Raw genomic sequence first — 17475 nt, forward strand, 5'->3', positions numbered from 1 at the left:
CAATCGAATTAAAAGTAGAACAAAACTTACGAATTTATACAAATAACTGGCAATCAACATCAACAAAGCAAATATGAGCACAAGCACAGTTGATAACAGATAATTGATAAACAAATAACGATTAGAAAATGAAAATAAATAGCAAACATATAGCAGGACTTTTTCTCTTACTAGGTCTAACGACGTCCTGTAAAGACGAGTTGGCAAAAGTAAACCAAAATCAGAATGAAGCGGAAACTCCTCAGCCTGCCTACCTGCTAACCAGTACAATTAAGACGACAACAGATAGCTATTGGGGTATAAGTAACAACCTCGCGTCTAGCCTTTTATTTGTTCAACATTGGGCGAGAATACAATATACTGATCCCGACCGTTACATCTTTACAAATAATGATTTTAACGAGGGTTGGTCCACTTGGTATTCGAAAAGCATAAGTCAATTGAAAATCATTCAAAAACTGGCGGAAAACACAGGAAATGACAACTATAAGGGGGTGGCAATCGTCCTACAATCTTGGGTATTTTCGTTACTCACAGACGCTTACGGTGAAATACCTTATACAGAAGCTGGAAACATTGACGTCTATCTTACACCGCATTACGATACGCAAGAGAAAGTATACACAGGCTTATTAAACGATCTGAAAAGTGCTCAGGCTTTATTAAATCCGAGTGGAAAAAATATTGAAGGAGACATTATTTATAATGGTAGCATCGCGCAATGGAAGCGTTTTACAAATGCACTTCGTCTACGCATTGCTTTACGTATCGCAGATCGATTACCAAATCTCTCCAAAACAACATTACAGGAGATTGCCGCAGAGGGAAGTGGATATTTGACCTCAAATGCAGACAATGCACAGCTTATCTACCGCGACGCACCCTATCGCAATCCGGTCAGTGCATCGTTTGAAGCACGGGAGGACTATAGAGTCAGTAAGACAATTGTCGACAAACTACGTTCACTCAACGATCCGCGTTTGGGTATTTATGCCGATACGACCACTACCTCAACGCCAGAAAAATATATCGGAGTACCAAATGGTTTAACAGCAAGTGACGCTAGTAACTTAGGCTTCGCTCGCACTTCAAGACCGGGTATCTATTTTAGAGATCCACATGCTCCAGCAGTAATCTTAAGCTTTTCGGAAACACTTTTTGGTTTGTCCGAAGCAGTGAGCAGAGGATTTATCACAGGTGATGCAGCAGATTATTACCAAAAGGCAATCCGTGCTTCTTTGGAACAATACAACATTGGCAATGACCAAATCGTTAGCTACCTCAGCCAGACAGCCATTAAGTTCGATTCCAACCGCTACAAAAAATCCATTGGGGAACAAAAGTGGATTGCCTTGTACGGACAGGGCTTAGAAGCCTTTGCAGAATGGCGTCGGTTAGATTATCCGCAATTAACGCCTGCGAAGGCCGGGGCTTTAAACGGCAAAATTCCTTTGCGGTTTCTGTATCCCGGAACCGAACAATCACTCAACGGAACGAGCTATAAGGAAGCAATCGCACGTCAGGGCAGCAATACTTTACTCACTAAATTGTGGTTTGATGTAGAATAAATGTAGGTTAAAACAATTTTAAAAAAGCGGAAGAAGTTATTTTTCCGCTTTTTTCTGTAGATTTCTTATCTTCATATAGCACTCTAAAGAATAAAATGTTATGGACGATCAAACATTAGACAGAATAGACCAACTTAGCGAAGAAGGAAACATCCAATGTGATGAAGGCAACTATCAGGCGGCGATCCGGGTGTGGACCGAAGCACTTGATCTAGTTCCTAGTCCACAACATGTTCATGCGGAAAGTCTTTGGCTCGAAGCTTCCATAGGAGATGCCTTTTTCTTACTGGACGATTTTGGCAATGCCCTCACCCATTTTGAAAAGGCAAAACAGAACATTATCGAAAATGCCTACGAAAACCCTTTTATCATGCTGCGCTTAGGACAGTGCTATTTGGAAGACAATAATAGCGAGTCTGCCCAGGAATATCTTCTCCGCGCCTATATGATGGAAGGAAGAGACATTTTCGAAGACGAATCGCCTAAGTATCTTAAATTTTTAGATGACAATATCGATTTGGATTGATAATAATCCGTCAAAACGAACCGATTAGTTCACCAACTTCCATAGGGAGATCGGACTCAAGAATGGAGGCTCCTTCCGCAAATATGGCCCTATACTTTTCGGCGCGTTCTGCCTTTGTCTTCAGCTTATCGTAGGTAGACGCAGCTGAAATCATGCACATCACGCCTTTGTTGTTGAAGAATTGATACATCTTCAGATTGGAATCTCTCAGTTCTGGCCCAATATAGACAATCATACGGTCGTAGGGTAATCCAGAGGATTTAAATTTTTCCAATGCAGCCTGATCTTTGATATGCATGGACATATACTGTTCTGGATTCTGCGCCAAATAAAACGCTGCCTGTTCGGTATTATGTACCGTAACCCACACCCAACTATAGGCATTGTATTTTTTGAGAACTGCTGCTGTAGCCGCCAAAGGCAAGTCTTTCTTATCTAAGTTCAGAATGGTTTTACCTTTTGCCCATTGAATGACTTCTTCAAGTGTGTTAATACCATACCGGGTAATATTTCCAGCCTGATCCTTTAATTTCAGCTTACGCAATTCATCCCAAGTATAGTCAGATACTTTTCCTTTTCCATTTGTTGTTCGCTCCAATATCGCATCGTGCATCAAAATAGCAACACTATCCTTGGTATAACGCGGATCTATTTCAAAAATGGCCGGTGTCTTTCGTAATACGGCTTCAAATGCCGCAATCGAATTTTCAGGAAGTCCAGCCTCCATCGTTCCCCGATGACCACTTACAATTTTTTTATCTTTAGCATAGGTAAAATAATCACGCATCGCCTTTGGAGAAGCAAACTCAAGTGAATGGATTTTTTGTCCGACGACTACTGAGTACGACGAAACAAAAAGAAAAAAAGCGAAAAATGTTCTACTCATTAATTTATAATTACGTTCAAATATATAAGCTTGAGCCACAAAAAATAACAGCCTAAATTAATCAACCAAGATCAATAAATCGTTAACAAAACATTCAATTCATATCAACCACCAATCCACATATAAACATAAACTTAAGGAATCAAACTTTTACTGCAATATCAAATCCTCCTGAAAATCACTGTATACCACCTCTAAAAATCAAAAAAAAATATAATATAGCTGTTGGCACAACTATAAAATAAACTATATTTGCGCATTAATTTATATTTGATCTAAATAAATTACCATGAAAAACAGAACACGATATATGATGTTCAGCAGTGGAATTCTTTTGCTATTAAGTGCTCAGCTACATGCACAAGAATTATCCCTTATCGTAAAAGACAGAGACAATAAACCATTAAGCCAAGCGAATATCAAAGTTGACGGAAAAAGCGTCGGCTATTCTAATCAACTTGGACAATTCATTTTTGCCAAAAGACCTTCGAATAATCCGATTCAATTGCGGGTATCATACACAGGCTTTTCAACGGTTGAAAAAATGGTCAATTTAGATACCGTTCAACGTCCATTGTCAGTTCAGCTTAATTCTACCCAAGTGTTAGATGAGATTATCGTAACAGCAGGACGTAAGCCGGAAAGCATCTCCACTGTCCCTTCTTCAGTAACGATCTTAACCACAAAAGAAATTGAGGCCCAAAGCCAAATCAGCACCAATCTTTCAACAATTTTAGGGAATACCGTTCCCGGTCTTGGAACATCGACCAATAAAGCGACAAACTCCGGACAAACACTTCGTGGGAGATCTGTGCTTGTTTTGATCGACGGTATTCCACAATCAACGCCTTTGATGAATGGACAACGTGATCTTCGGACCATTGACCCGAGTGTCATCGAACGGGTTGAGGTTATCAAAGGTGCTACATCCATCTATGGAAATGGCTCCGCAGGCGGTATTATCAACTACATTACACGCAATCCATCGAAAGACGCAGCTCCGATACAAGGGATCACAAGTGTTAGAACTACTTTCAATCCAGTTCATAGCGCCGGTACTATGGGCTATCGCATAGGACAAACCTTATACGGACAAAAAAATAAATGGAATTATACCGTCAGTGGATCCGCCGATTATGTTGGTCTGCAACGAGATGGTGACGGTATCCCCCTTGGTCAGACTGATGGTCTTTCAAACACCTATCAATATAACGCATTCCTAAAAGCTGGCTACCGTATTGATAGTAGCTCCAATATCACAGCAGTGTACAACTTCTACCGAAGTAACCAACACAATAGATACATCAGCCAAACAGGTGTATATGGTCAAACGCCAACGATAGGCGTGAAAGGCGAAGATCCAGGTAAACCTGCTGGAACTCCATATAACCACAATGCCATGTTGACCTATACTAAAAGTAATCTATTCGCGTCGACATCTTTAACTGCTTCTGCATACTACAATACATTTCGATCCATGAACCGTTATGTCGAGAAAGCTTCTGCATGGTATGGCCCGGGACAAACACAGATCAATTCGGAGAAAAAAGGCTTACGTGTTAACTTAAACACACCTTTTCAGATATTGGGTTCAAATGCAGATATCACCTATGGTGTAGATTTACTAAATGATGTAACAGATCAAAATCTGACCGACGGCAGGGTCTATATTCCCTATATGAACATGTTAAACGTTGCTCCATACGCCCAAGTAAAAATTGATTTCCTAGAGAATTTAATCTTTAAAGGCGGTGTGCGCTATGAAAATGCAACAGTCAAAATAAAGGATTTCAATACCATTGCTACAGGCCCCAACAACGAAGGAAGTATTGCCGTAAAAGGAGGCGATATCCCCTACAAAGGAGCGACCTTCAATGCAGGTTTGCGTTACAACAAATTCGCGATCTTTAATCCCTTCGTTAGTTTCTCACAAGGTTTCGCGATCAATGAACTCGGCCGTATTGTGCGTCGGGCAACAGATAACGATCTAGATAGCCTAAAAACTGATCCTATTATCACCAATAATTACGAAATCGGATTCTCAAGCAATTACAGCATTTTCCAGCTATCAGCATCTTATTACTACAGTACTTCAAAAATGGGCGTTGAACTGGTGGACATTGGCGGTTACCTGATGCCACAACGCCTTCCAGAAGATGTGTATGGGTACGAAATTGCATTAAGCGCTAATATTTCACCTCAATTGACCATCGGTGGAACCTATGCCTATGTGGAAGGAAAATCAAAAAAAGACGATGGATCAAAATCCTACCTCAATGGTTCACGTATCTCGCCAGACAAAGCAACGGGATACATCTACTATACTCCGATCAAACCCTTAACCTTTCAGCTTTTTTGGGTGCATACAGGATCCCGGGATCGCTTTCTTCCAAACGATAAAGGCCTATACAAAAACAGCGAAGGCCCCGTTAAGACCGTTGACCTATTTAACTTAAATGGAAACTACCAGGTAAACAAACAATGGTCTATCGGCATGGGAGTAGAAAACTTATTCAATAAAAACTATTACCCTGTTGTCAGTCAATATCGTGCCTTAAATGAGGAATACGTCAAAGGACAAGGTATGCTGGCCTCTTTTAACATCAACTACAAATTCTAATATGTTTAAAACTGTCATTCTTTGGTTGCATAAATGGCTCGGAATCATCACCGGAGTTGTGGTATTCATCCTAAGCCTGACAGGCAGCATATACACCTTTCAGGATGAGCTCAAGCTCTGGGCTTATCCTGAAAAATATTTTATCTCCGACACAACCAACCACTCAAAAACTCCGCTACCTTTAAGCACACTTCTTTACAGCGCACAGAAAAGCCTCAAAAAAAATCAAAAAATCACGCGGGTTGATCTCTATCCTTCGAAGGATCGTACCTGGGTATTTCGTGCCATAAAAACGGACGAAAAAGCATTTGGCCATTGGAATTATTACCGCTATTACAAACGCGTTTTCATCAATCCATATACTGGTCAAGTACAGCAAGTAGAAAATTCAAAAACAGAATTCTTTCAACTGGTGCTTCAGCTTCACCTAAACCTCCTCTTGGGCAAGCAATATGGCCATTCTATCGTCAGCTGGTCAACGGCCATTTTTGTCCTTATCTTACTTAGTGGCATCGTTCTTTGGTGGCCAAAAAAATGGAAGGGCAAGAATCTCAAGCGCAATTTTTGGTTAGATACCAAAGTAAAATGGAAGCGACTGAACCACGACCTCCACAATGTCATCGGATTTTACAGTTTATTTATCGGATTGATTTTTGCCATTACGGGACTTGCTTTTGCTTTTCCGGATTTCAAAAAGACCTATATCGCAACATTCAATTTATTGCAGTCGCCAACAGCTTCTTCCACACGCAGCTCCCCTATACCCTTGCCCGCTGTGGAAAAGAAATTTCAGGACAATGCGCTGCGGTATGCCTTGACAAATTATCCGGATGCTGAAATGATGTCGATCCGACTAAAAAAAGAAACCGAAACAGCAATGGATATACAGGTGAGACATCATGAAAAACGAAGCGGTGTATTTGATTGGCTTTATTATAATAAAGAAGAAAACAGTCTTACAGCAGTCAAATCCAGCAACGAATTGCAGTATGGGGATAAGCTCGGTGCACTTAACTATGATATTCATACCGGTGGCATCGGTGGACTCACAACAAAAATTATCGCTTGCCTAGCTAGTCTCTTTTGTGCTTCCTTGCCCATCACAGGATATATTATCTGGATGAACAAAAGCAAAAAGAAGAAAAAGAAAGGTTATCAACATAATGTTAATAAGTACTGTTAATAACTGTATTTTTCTTTTAAACAGGTTTTCAACAGCGTTATTAACATAATGTGGAAAACTAACCTTTACCCTATTTACCGACACCATCTCTTGTACAATTTATAGGAATGCGATACACCATCTGAAAAAAACAACATACAAGACAAAAAGACGACAATCTTTAAAACGAGAAGATCCCAACGCCAAGCAGCGCAAACAGAGCAACACTAAAAAAAGGAAGCATTCTTCAACAGAAGGAAGCAAAGCACACAACCAAAAAAGAAGGCCGTGCGAGAAAAAAAGAAAATCCGATACACAGAAGTGCACCGGATTTCTTCAATAACAAACCAACAAAAACATACTAAAGATTCGGATTTCGCACCGTCTCTTCGTATGGTATAGCAAACAAATAATAAGAACTGTTTTCTACAAAATTAGAACCATTAGGAAATTTAATAACTCGGTGCCCTTGACCATTAACCAGCTTAGGCTTACCGTCTGCACCCACAATTTCTACTTGAATAGGTTTTCCTTCAGCATCAAGATAGGATTTACGCACAACCTTTCCCTGAGTCCGAAGAATATCCGACAAAGCAAATCCTTCACCCCAAAGTTCCTTGCGTCTTTCAACAAGAATGGCAGCAATTAATTGTCCATTATCATTTCCTGAAAACAGCTTAGCGTTTCTAGCCGTCCGTAATTTGTTCAGCGCTGCTACCGCTTTATCGTTTTCACCAGCTCTTGCATAACCTTCAGCCGCTATCAAAACCATTTCAGAAGCACGCATGTATACAATATCTCCAATTAAATTGGACTTAAACTTAAACTTCTTATACCGTAAGAAACCTTCCCGACCGGGTAAATTATCCCATTCAAATAAAGCGTAACGCACATCACTGGCATCGAATAAATCTTTAAAATAAGGATCGGCCATAAAACTATAGTAATAAGATCCAGCTGACGACACATCCAAATAATGAAATGTATAACTTGCCACATTTTGCTCGTTAGTCTGCTGATGTCCCCAAATCCACTCACTATTTCCAAGATCATTAAAACCGGCCTGATAATCTGACGGAGTCATTAAATTATACTTCTGAGCTGCTTTTTCAGCATATTCCGCAGCTAGCTTCCATTCGCCTACCTGTAAATAGGTTCTCGCAAGCAGACCATAAACGACATCCGCATTGATTTCATATTTATCCGCTCTACCAGCAGAAGCCAACAAGCTTTCACTGTCTTTGAGATCTTTCAAGATAAGTTCATACACTTCTGCCTGTGTTGACCTTGATTTTCCTTCAGTCGACAATGTACTTGGTTCGGTATAGATCGGAACAGACTTGGCATTTTTATCTTTCAGATAACTGAACTGATAAAAAGTCGCCAGGTTTAGATAAGAAAACGCGCGCAATGCTTTCGCTCTTCCTTTCAATACATTTTTGGTTTCGACAGATCCCTCAGCTCCATCCACTTTCGCGATCACATTATTCATATTATCGATCACTTTATACAGCATTATCCAAAAAGAATTAACGCGATTAGAACGATTGTTTGTTAATTCGGTAAATGCGTATGCATCGCGATAACCGTATTTGGTCGTCACCGCAACATCACTTCCCATTGCATCACTTGTACGCATTACCGCCGTATAACCTGGATTGGCATAAGTAAAATAGGTATCATTTAAATACTTCCAGGTACCGTTGATCACCGTAGCAACATTGTCGGTATTTTTAAACACCTCACCTTCCGGCACAGAAGTAGTCGGATCCAACTCAAGCGCATCCTTACATGATGCATTCACTAGGGAGAGCGCCAATATGATATATACAATTTTTAGTTTCATGATTTTCATTTAAATTCTCAGATTAACAATAAGGCATTAAAAAACAAGCTGAATACCACCAGAGATTGTTCGCATTGCCGGATAGCGAAAATAAGTCGCTCCATTCACCGTCTGCTCTGGATCCATTCCTTGATGACCATAAAATGTCAATAGATTTTCGGCAGTTGCAAAGACACGAAGCTTTTCTACACCTATCCGCTTCAATAAATCCGAAGGTAATCTATAGCCCAAACTCACATTTTTAAGGCGTGCATAAGTGCCACTGTAAAGAAAACGTGTGGACGAAGAGGTCCAATTCAAGTTATCGGTAGTCAATTTAGGCACATCGGTCTGCGTATGCTCGGGCGTCCAACGCTCGAGGATCTCCTTGGACCAAGCACGTCCTGGATTATTACCGCTATGCATAAGCTGAATATAATCGTTATCTAATATCTGTCCACCCAAACTAAAACTCAACAAAGCAGACAAATCAAAATTTTTGTAAGTGAAACTGTTTTGAACCCCACCGACAAGATCTGGCAATGAAGTCCCGGCAATAAAATTACCGGCCTTACTGTATTCCGAAGTTTTTTCACCTGTTTTATTACCGTCCTTATCAGCGGTATACCATTGTGGGAGACCGTTATCCGGATTTACTCCAGCCCATTCCGGCAGATAAAAATCATAGATACTTCCGCCTACACGCAAGAGTTTATTCCCTGTAATGATCGGTTTGTTATCTTTTGGCAAAGCTGTAATCTTGTTTTTGTAATGCGAAAGATTGACGTCTAAATTCCATTTAAAATTTTCATTTCGAACCGGGACAGTACGAATATCCACGTCGACACCTGTATTTTTCAGGGCTCCAATATTTGCATCATAGCCCGTATAGCCTGTTGAATAAGCCATCGGCATGGTAAACAGCAAATCCTTACTCCGACGGTTAAAGTACTCCACACTCAATGAAACCCGGTTTTCAAATGCAGATACATCGACACCTACGTTCAAATTGAGGTTCGACTCCCATTTTAGATCTGGCGTAGCCAACCTACCGGTATACGTTCCGCCTTTACCCAAACTATTTGCAATGGTATAAAGTCCTTTATAAGCATAATAGGTACCTAAATTATCGTTTCCTTGTCCACCATAACTTGCTCTTACCGTCAGCTGATTAATTGTTGTGTTATCCTTCAAAAATTCTTCCTGTTTCAGCTTCCATGATCCACCCACAGACCAGAATGTTCCCCAACGTTTTGCTGGCGAAAAGCGGGACGAACCATCGGTACGTAACGAAGTCGATAAATAATACTTGTTATCATAGTTATACTCCGCTCTTCCCAAGAAACTCAATAGCCTATACCCAGCACTTGATCCTGTGAAGTTATTGAGTTGTGATGCAGCAGCAGGTTCATCAAAGTAAGGGAGCACAAATTGCTGTCTGCTACCGTTGATATTACTACTGTTAAAATCATAGTATTCCTGGCCGGCCAATACATTGAGGTAATGTAAGCCAAACTGCTTCTCATAAGTCAATAGATTGTTCCAGGTCTGTGCTACGGTACGCACATTTGAACGATAAACATACCCGCCCGTATTCACACCGTCTCCCAGCAAAGGATTGGTATAGTCGTGTGTATTCCCGTTGATATAATCAACATTATATGTCGACTTAAATTTTAAATTTTTGGAAAACAACACTTCTAGATAAGTCCGGGCAGATAGATTTTCCCGACGGATATCATTTCTGTCCAAAGGAAGAGAAGCAGCTAAATTATTACGTGGTGTTGCACCACTTGGACGATATTCTCCAAAATCGTAAATCTTATTTCCGGCTCCATCAAGCACAAACGAACCATCTGCATTGCGCTCATAGTATGGATAAAAAGATGGCACCAGCCTCGTAAAATTTATAATGTTTGCCGTATTGCTGTCCTCAGACTGCGGATATTTTTGTTGTGTACTGCTACCACCTATGTTGAGACCGACATTTAACCAGGATTTCACTTTGCTGTCAAGATTTGCACGTAGGTTGTACCGTTTAAATCCAGATTCAATCGCTATCCCCTGATCATTCAGATAACCACCCGAAATATAATAGGTGCTTTTGGCACTACCACCGCTAAACCCTAGGTCTGCTTGTGTACGCACTCCCGTACGTTGCAATACGTCGGTCCATGGATCATCCCATAGTGTCTTCGCGCCGGCAACCAACTTACCGTCTACTCCGACCGGCTGCGGGTATTGACTGCCATACGGATTGATATTTAAATCTGTCAATACGGTCTTACTTGCGTTGGACGCCGCTTGCTCTGCTGTAAGGCCATTTGACAGGTTTTTGTTTCTCAAAGCTTCCCAATAGAGCTGAAAATATTCATCGGTCGATACCTGATCATAGTCACGAACTGCACGGGTTGAATAGCCCTGTGTAAAATTGAGATTAATCTTGGTGTTGTCGGAAGACACACCGGACTTAGTTGTAATAATAATCACACCATTCGCCCCTCTGGAGCCGTAAAGTGCACTTGATGCTGCATCTTTTAAAACAGAGATAGACTGAATGTCATTCGGATTGATGGAGTTAATATCCCCGGCATAAGGACTACCATCCAACACGATCAGAGGTGAACTGGAGGCATTAATGGAGCCGATACCCCTAATACGTATGGCTGCTTCCGTACCTGGCTGTCCCGAGGACGCTACAGACTGTAAGCCCGGTACCTGTCCCTCCAGGGCCTTCGTAATATTTGACACCTGTCTATTTTCAATAGCTTTGCTGCTCACCGTACTGACCGATCCCGTTATGTTTGTACGTTTGGCAGTACCGTAAGCCACGACCACCACCTCTTCCAGATCTGTACTGGAGGGTTTCAAGGACAATGTTAAGTTTGTACTTGTTGCTTTTAGCTGTTGAGATTCATAACCTACAAAAGAAAATTCCAATACAGGTAATGCGTCACCTGTGACATTGATTGTAAACTCTCCTTTTGAATTCGTTAAGGTTCCTTGATTTTGCCCCGAAATGCGAACATTTACTCCAGGAAGTAGGTGACCGGTATTGGCATCAACAACTTTTCCTTGTATAGCCCGCTGCTGAGCATACAACCTGTTCATATTGACACCTGATAATGCTATCGCAGCAATAGGAAAGTATTTAAGTTTTGCGTACATCGTAAGAATGCTTTACTAAATAAGTTAAGTGTGATTAAATACAAAAAACACAGTGGCTCCTTGCATTCCAATAAAATCTACCGAATAAGTAGTTTTTATTGGAATGCAAATATATAACAAAATCTATTGAATTAATAGATTTTGTTATATAAAAACACAAAATACTATAAATGAAATATTTAAAATTAAAAACTAAGCTTTTAAAAGTTATTTAGTAAGCTAACTCACTATTATTGATCAAGCCATTTTTGAAACTTCGGAGATCGTTCCTCACTAACAATGACTACAATTCCCGCTGGAGTTGAGGGTATTAACTCTAATTTGATTCTATTCCGACTAATTTTTAACATGGATTGAATCGCATCTATTCGGACAAGAAATTTACGATTGATCTGAAAAAAAACTGTTGGATCTACCTGTGTAACGAGATGAGTGATGGTATCTTCAATAATATATGCAATTCCAGATCCTTTTTCTACAGCATACAGCTCTTTGTCTTCTGCCATAAAATAAGCAATATCAGCAATGGCCAGCGACTTTAAAAAATTACCATATTTCACTAGAAAACGCTGTTTGAGCCGAGGTTCTACTTTGGGCAGTAGCGGTTCGATACGTTTCATGACCTCAGCCAACTCGTCGCTGTCGAAAGGTTTTAACAGATAGGCATAACCCTTATTTTGGAAGGCTTCCAATGCATATTGTTCGTAAGCAGTCGTAAAAATCAGCGGCACATCGATAGATACCTGCTTAAAAATTTCAAAGCTCAGCCCATCCATCAGGTGGATATCCATAAAAATCAGATCGAATTGATTTCTATTGATCGTCATCACCGCTTCCTGAACCTCTTTTGCATTGGTAAAGATCAGTTCACTTTCTCCGTAGAGCGCAGTCAACATCTCCTTTAAGCCTACAAAAGCCCAGTCTTCGTCTTCGACAATCAGTATTTTCCATCCCATGGGTTGAATGTAATAAAAAATCCATTTCCTAAAAAGAAAATGGATTAATATATATAGGATTTAAAAAAAATCAATTATTTTAACAGATCGGGATTATTATTGATTGCTTCCTGTGGATAGCGTATCACATAACGAGGATCGTTCTGCTGCAGGGTTACCGTTCTACCGAAACTACTGTGCGTGATCGCAGGGCGTGTCGTCCGTTTTAGATCATACCAACGTAATCCCTCTAGCGCCAGTTCACGCTTACGCTCCAGTAAAACCGCATCCAGTAACTGTACTGTTGACAAACCTGCGTCAGCCTTAGTTTCTTTGGCATAGGCATCTGCTGTGAATCTATTTTTCTTTAAAGCAGACAGATATTTTAATGCCTCTGCAGTATTTCCCAGACGAACATAACATTCGGCCATCGTTAAATAAAGATCAGCATTTCTAAAACTCACGTTAAAACGATTTTCACCGCCTTTGAGAGATACATAATCACCACCACTTTTTTGGAAGTAACGGCCTTTTCTTAAATCGCCTGCAGAATAACTGTCTAACAAGACCGGTGAAATAAAGGAACTTGTACGTACGCCAGGAACAGATACTTTTTCCAAAGCCATAATCATCTCTGCCGATTCAAAATCATTCGGAAGTAGACTTCCAGCAACATTCAGATCAACCAGTTTGTCATTTATAGCCAAAGATTTCTTAGCGGCATCAATTGCTTCCTGCCACTCAGCGCGATATAAATGAACGCGTGAGGCCATGGCAAAAGCAGCGCGTTTGCTAAAGCGATAATTAACACCTTTTGCCTGATCATCCACAGTCAGTAAAGCTGTCCCTTTTTCCATGTCAGTTAGGATCTGTACATAGGATTCTCCAATGGTCGCGGGAACAAAACGTTGTTCCAGGTCAATCTTTGTTGATAAAGGAACACCCCGAAGCCCTGCATTACTCGCCGAATAGACCTCGCTGTATAGATTTAACAACTCAAAATGAGCATAGGCACGCATTAGGTAAGCTTCACCTTTAATCTGATCTACCGTGGCATTACTTCCTAATTTCTCATCAATCGTACTGATGACCTGGTTGGTATAAAAAATACTGTTGTAAAATGCCAAATACGGATAAGCAATTGTTGCGGGATCAGGGTTTTGATCGTTCCACAGGTAGACATCCTTAATACTAGAGGCATCTGTAGAACTCTCATCTATAAGTAGTTCATCTGTACGCAGGGACAAATAAGACTTATGTGCAGGAAAACCTACGTAGCTACTTGTCATTAATCCCCTAAAATCGCTTTCCGTGGCAGGAATAACTGTTCCAACCGGTTGTATATCTAAATATTTATTGCAGGATGTCAATGCGCTCGCTGTCATGATCATTCCAAAATAAATTATTTTCTTCATGTTATAAATCAATTAAAAGAATTAAAAACTTGCAGAAAGACCAAAGGCAAACGATTTGCTGATCGGCTGTGCATAATAGTTACCATAAGTTTCAGGGTCAAAATATCCTTCATAATTCGCTCCGAAAACAAATAGGTTACGCCCTTCCACATTCACACGCAAATTGTTCGCACCAATTTTTTTACTTAGTGCAGCAGGGAGTGTATAACCTAAACGAATGCTATTGATGCGGACATAGCTCATTTTCTTAGCCCAAATATCATACTGGTTGAAAGAATTGATTGGGTCGTTGCTTTCCATCCACCCATACGCCATCCAGCGTTCATTTAATTCAGAACTAATACTTCCCAATGCTGGTAAAGTGTTGTTGCCCTGTAAAGCCATCAATAGGTCCTTAGTGTAATTCTGTCCACGATCTACCTTACTAGGATTATAAGTCGGTGTCCGGCTTACCCAGCGCTCCAAATTGAAAACAGCTGAAATTGCCAAATCAAAATTAGCATAACGGAAACGGTTAGTCATACCACCGATAAACTTCGGATCTTTACTACCTTTATATTTAAATTTAGCACGGTATTGCGCTGCAGTCATATCGGTTTGCGAAATATAACCCGGCAAGAATTCTGCCCATGGATCATATAATCCATAAAACTCCTCAAAGCTTGAAATCGTTCCATCCTGATTTCTAAACTGCATTACGCCATCTTTATCCAAACCTGCTGTTTCCAATACGTACATACCATTCATCGGACGACCTTCCTGTGCCTCTGGTGCATAAGCCTTCGGATCATTCATAACCTTAAGTAACTTATTGTCGTTATGTGCAATATTGAAGTCCGTTGACCAAGAAAACCTATCTGTCTGAATCTGACGGCTTGAAATCGTCAACTCAATACCTTGATTGCGTGCTGAAGCCCAGTTAACCTGCACATTTTGGAATCCATTTTCCAAAGGTAGTGCGCTGAAGCCAATTAGGTCAGAACTTTTCCTGTTATAATAATCAACGGTAATATTCAGTCTATTTTTCCACAGCCCCAGATCAATTCCAGCATTATAGGATTGTGTGCGTTCCCATCTCAATTTATCATTGGCAGGCATTCCAACTACCACAGAACCTTCTGGATAACCTGGAAGTATAGTTGCATTTTTATACTCTCCAACAATAAAAGGATAGGTATTCCGGTCCACATTCCCCTGGATACCATAAGATGCACGTACACGAAGATCCGATAGCGCTGTTTTTCCTTTAATAAACTCTTCTTCTAATACATTCCACGATCCCGAAAGCGACCAAATTGGCAAAAACCGATATTTTGGATCCACACCAAACATATTTGAGCCATCATAACGAATACTACCATTGACGTTGTACTTACGATCAAATGTATAGGTCGCATTTCCATAGAATGAAGCGTAAGAGTTTTCAATAAATCCTTTTTTATACGGGTTGAATCGTTGATCTTCTTGATTGTTACTATTTGGAAAAACAATACTTTGCGTAGTCAAAGTTGCTGGATTATAGCCAAATCCTTTAGTTGAAACGATTTTATTCGTACTACGCCGCAACTCTGTTCCTCCCATCAGTTCCAGCTCATGTTTATCATTCCAAGTTTTGTTATACTTTAAGTAAGTTTTCCAATTATATTGGAAAATACTATTATAGTCATTTTCAATCTTACCTCCAGTTGGCAGGAAATACTTGTTCGTTTTACTAACAGCATCATAATATCGTGTAGCAGCACGCAATTTTCGGGTATTATAGCTTTCCTGATCGGCAAATTTTTCTGTGCTGTTTTCATCAAACTGCAGACCAAATTCGGAGCGTAAAGACAATTGTGGAACAATGGTATATTCCAGGTAACCGATCGCTTTCAGCGCCTTATTTGTTAATGTATATTTGGTATTCTCGCGCTCCTCTACAGCATTGAAAGGAATATAGGTATCTCTTTCGTAGCCTTCAATATCCGGATCATAATTGTATTTCCCAAATTGATCACGTACAGTCAAGTAAGGGTTAACCGAACGTACATAATTACTTGGATTAGTAAACCCGTCCGCCTCCTGGATCGGGTTCTGCCTATTTGAAATGGATCCGAGTAGATTAATTCCAGCTTTGAATCTGTCGTTAATATTGAAGTCATTATTTAATGTCAAAGAATAACGGCGAAGATCAGCTCCTTTTGTAGCTCCTTTTTCATCATAAAAACCACTGGACAAATAATAGCGATGTCCGTCATTACCGCCTGAAATTGATGCTGAATACTGCTGGTTGACCGCCTGACGGTATAATTCTTTCCCCCAATCCGTCTGTTGTGCGCGCAATTGACTTATCGACTGCTGCACTTCTGGTGACAAAGCCGCTAAACCACCCGAACGGTAAGCATCCAATGCATTTGCTTTGTTTAGGATACGCATAACCGCCCCCTTATCCGTACGATAATTTAAATCGGTTCGGTCGGCCATCAATAGTTCAAAGTCCACCTTTTCATTGGCATCCATCAGGTTGAGGTTACTGAAGTCCGGGCGTTGCGTCACAAAGGTGTTTGCTGACACCTGCAATTTTGCAGGCCCAGATTTCCCCCTTTTTGTGGTAATCACAATCACGCCATTTGCCGCCCGGGCACCATAGATTGAAGTCGCTGCAGCATCTTTTAAAACGGTAATATCGGCGATATCATCGGGATTGATACCCGCAATCGGAAGATTGTTCAGACTATTCAAATTGTCTTTATCAATTCGATTGGGTAGTTCTGCCCCTTCAATCGGCAATCCGTCAATAACCCATAGTGGATCCTGTGTACCATTCAGTGATACTGTACCACGGATACGGATCTGTGGTGCACTATTTGGTCCACCATTAAAATTGCTCAACTGCAAACCTGCTACCTGACCAGCAAGCATTTCATCGATCGATGCAACCCCCGTCTGTTTGATGTCTGCTACATTGATTTTATTGTAAGCCGTCGTATTCTTACGCTTTTTGATATCCGTATAACCTGTTACGATCACCTCATCCAAGGATTCACCACTTGGTTGCAGCAGGATTGTTTTATGATCCTGGAATACCGGCACCTGAATACGCTGGTACCCGACATAGCTAATCGTTACATATTTTAAATTACTAGGCACTTTTAAGCGAAATTCACCAGCCGCATCGGTCAATGAACCCAATGCCGACTGCTGCACCTGATTAGGTACACCGATATCTTCTGCTACTGCCGAACTTTCAACGACAACCGTCGCCCCCACGACCGGTTTTAACGTGACCGCATCCAAAACCTTTCCTTTCAGTTCCCTGGATTCCTGCGCATGCGCAACGTGCACACACATGAAGGTCAACGGTATTAAAAACTTATTCATTTTGGTAGAT

10 protein-coding genes are annotated in these 17475 nt (G+C 40.7%); 4 read left to right on the top strand and 6 right to left on the bottom strand.

From position 1 onward, the window contains the following. The first annotated feature begins 128 nt into the window (after nt 1-128). A complete protein-coding gene (locus A9970_RS14920) occupies nt 129-1568 on the top strand; it encodes a SusD/RagB family nutrient-binding outer membrane lipoprotein (protein ID WP_182982858.1) in 1440 nt (479 codons plus the stop codon). A gap of 100 nt (nt 1569-1668) precedes the next feature. Further along, nucleotides 1669-2094, top strand: a complete 426-nt coding sequence (locus A9970_RS14925; RefSeq protein WP_153847922.1) for a tol-pal system YbgF family protein — start codon at nt 1669-1671, stop codon at nt 2092-2094. Between the two features lie 10 nt (nt 2095-2104). On the opposite strand, the gene A9970_RS14930 is transcribed toward A9970_RS14925, so the two are convergent. Next, entirely contained in the window at nt 2105-2980 is an 876-nt protein-coding gene (locus A9970_RS14930; protein WP_182982859.1) for a glycerophosphodiester phosphodiesterase family protein, read from the bottom strand. Between the two features lie 289 nt (nt 2981-3269). Here A9970_RS14930 and A9970_RS14935 point away from each other — a divergent pair, with 289 nt between their 5' ends. Then, nucleotides 3270-5600: a TonB-dependent receptor gene (locus tag A9970_RS14935; RefSeq protein ID WP_182982860.1), complete on the top strand. Its 2331-nt coding sequence runs from the start codon at nt 3270-3272 to the stop codon at nt 5598-5600. Nucleotide 5601: 1 nt separating this feature from the next. Beyond that, nucleotides 5602-6783, top strand: a complete 1182-nt coding sequence (locus tag A9970_RS14940) for a PepSY domain-containing protein (protein WP_182982861.1) — start codon at nt 5602-5604, stop codon at nt 6781-6783. A 340-nt stretch (nt 6784-7123) separates the two neighbouring features. Here the strand turns inward: A9970_RS14940 and A9970_RS14945 are convergent, their stop codons facing one another. From A9970_RS14945 to A9970_RS14965, 5 genes are all read right to left on the bottom strand, one after another. Continuing rightward, a complete protein-coding gene (locus tag A9970_RS14945) occupies nt 7124-8608 on the bottom strand; it encodes a RagB/SusD family nutrient uptake outer membrane protein (RefSeq protein WP_182982862.1) in 1485 nt (494 codons plus the stop codon). A 36-nt stretch (nt 8609-8644) separates the two neighbouring features. After that, complete coding sequence (locus tag A9970_RS14950; protein ID WP_220801618.1) at nt 8645-11755, bottom strand: TonB-dependent receptor; 3111 nt, start codon at nt 11753-11755, stop codon at nt 8645-8647. A 230-nt stretch (nt 11756-11985) separates the two neighbouring features. After that, on the bottom strand, nt 11986-12711 hold the full coding sequence (locus A9970_RS14955; RefSeq protein ID WP_153847916.1) for a LytTR family DNA-binding domain-containing protein: 726 nt from the start codon (nt 12709-12711) through the stop codon (nt 11986-11988). A gap of 74 nt (nt 12712-12785) precedes the next feature. After that, a complete protein-coding gene (locus A9970_RS14960; RefSeq protein ID WP_182982863.1) occupies nt 12786-14105 on the bottom strand; it encodes a RagB/SusD family nutrient uptake outer membrane protein in 1320 nt (439 codons plus the stop codon). A 21-nt stretch (nt 14106-14126) separates the two neighbouring features. After that, nucleotides 14127-17465: a SusC/RagA family TonB-linked outer membrane protein gene (locus A9970_RS14965; protein ID WP_182982864.1), complete on the bottom strand. Its 3339-nt coding sequence runs from the start codon at nt 17463-17465 to the stop codon at nt 14127-14129. Nucleotides 17466-17475 lie beyond the last annotated feature (10 nt).

The organism is Sphingobacterium sp. UME9, from assembly GCF_014170215.1.
Lineage (GTDB): Bacteria > Bacteroidota > Bacteroidia > Sphingobacteriales > Sphingobacteriaceae > Sphingobacterium > Sphingobacterium paramultivorum.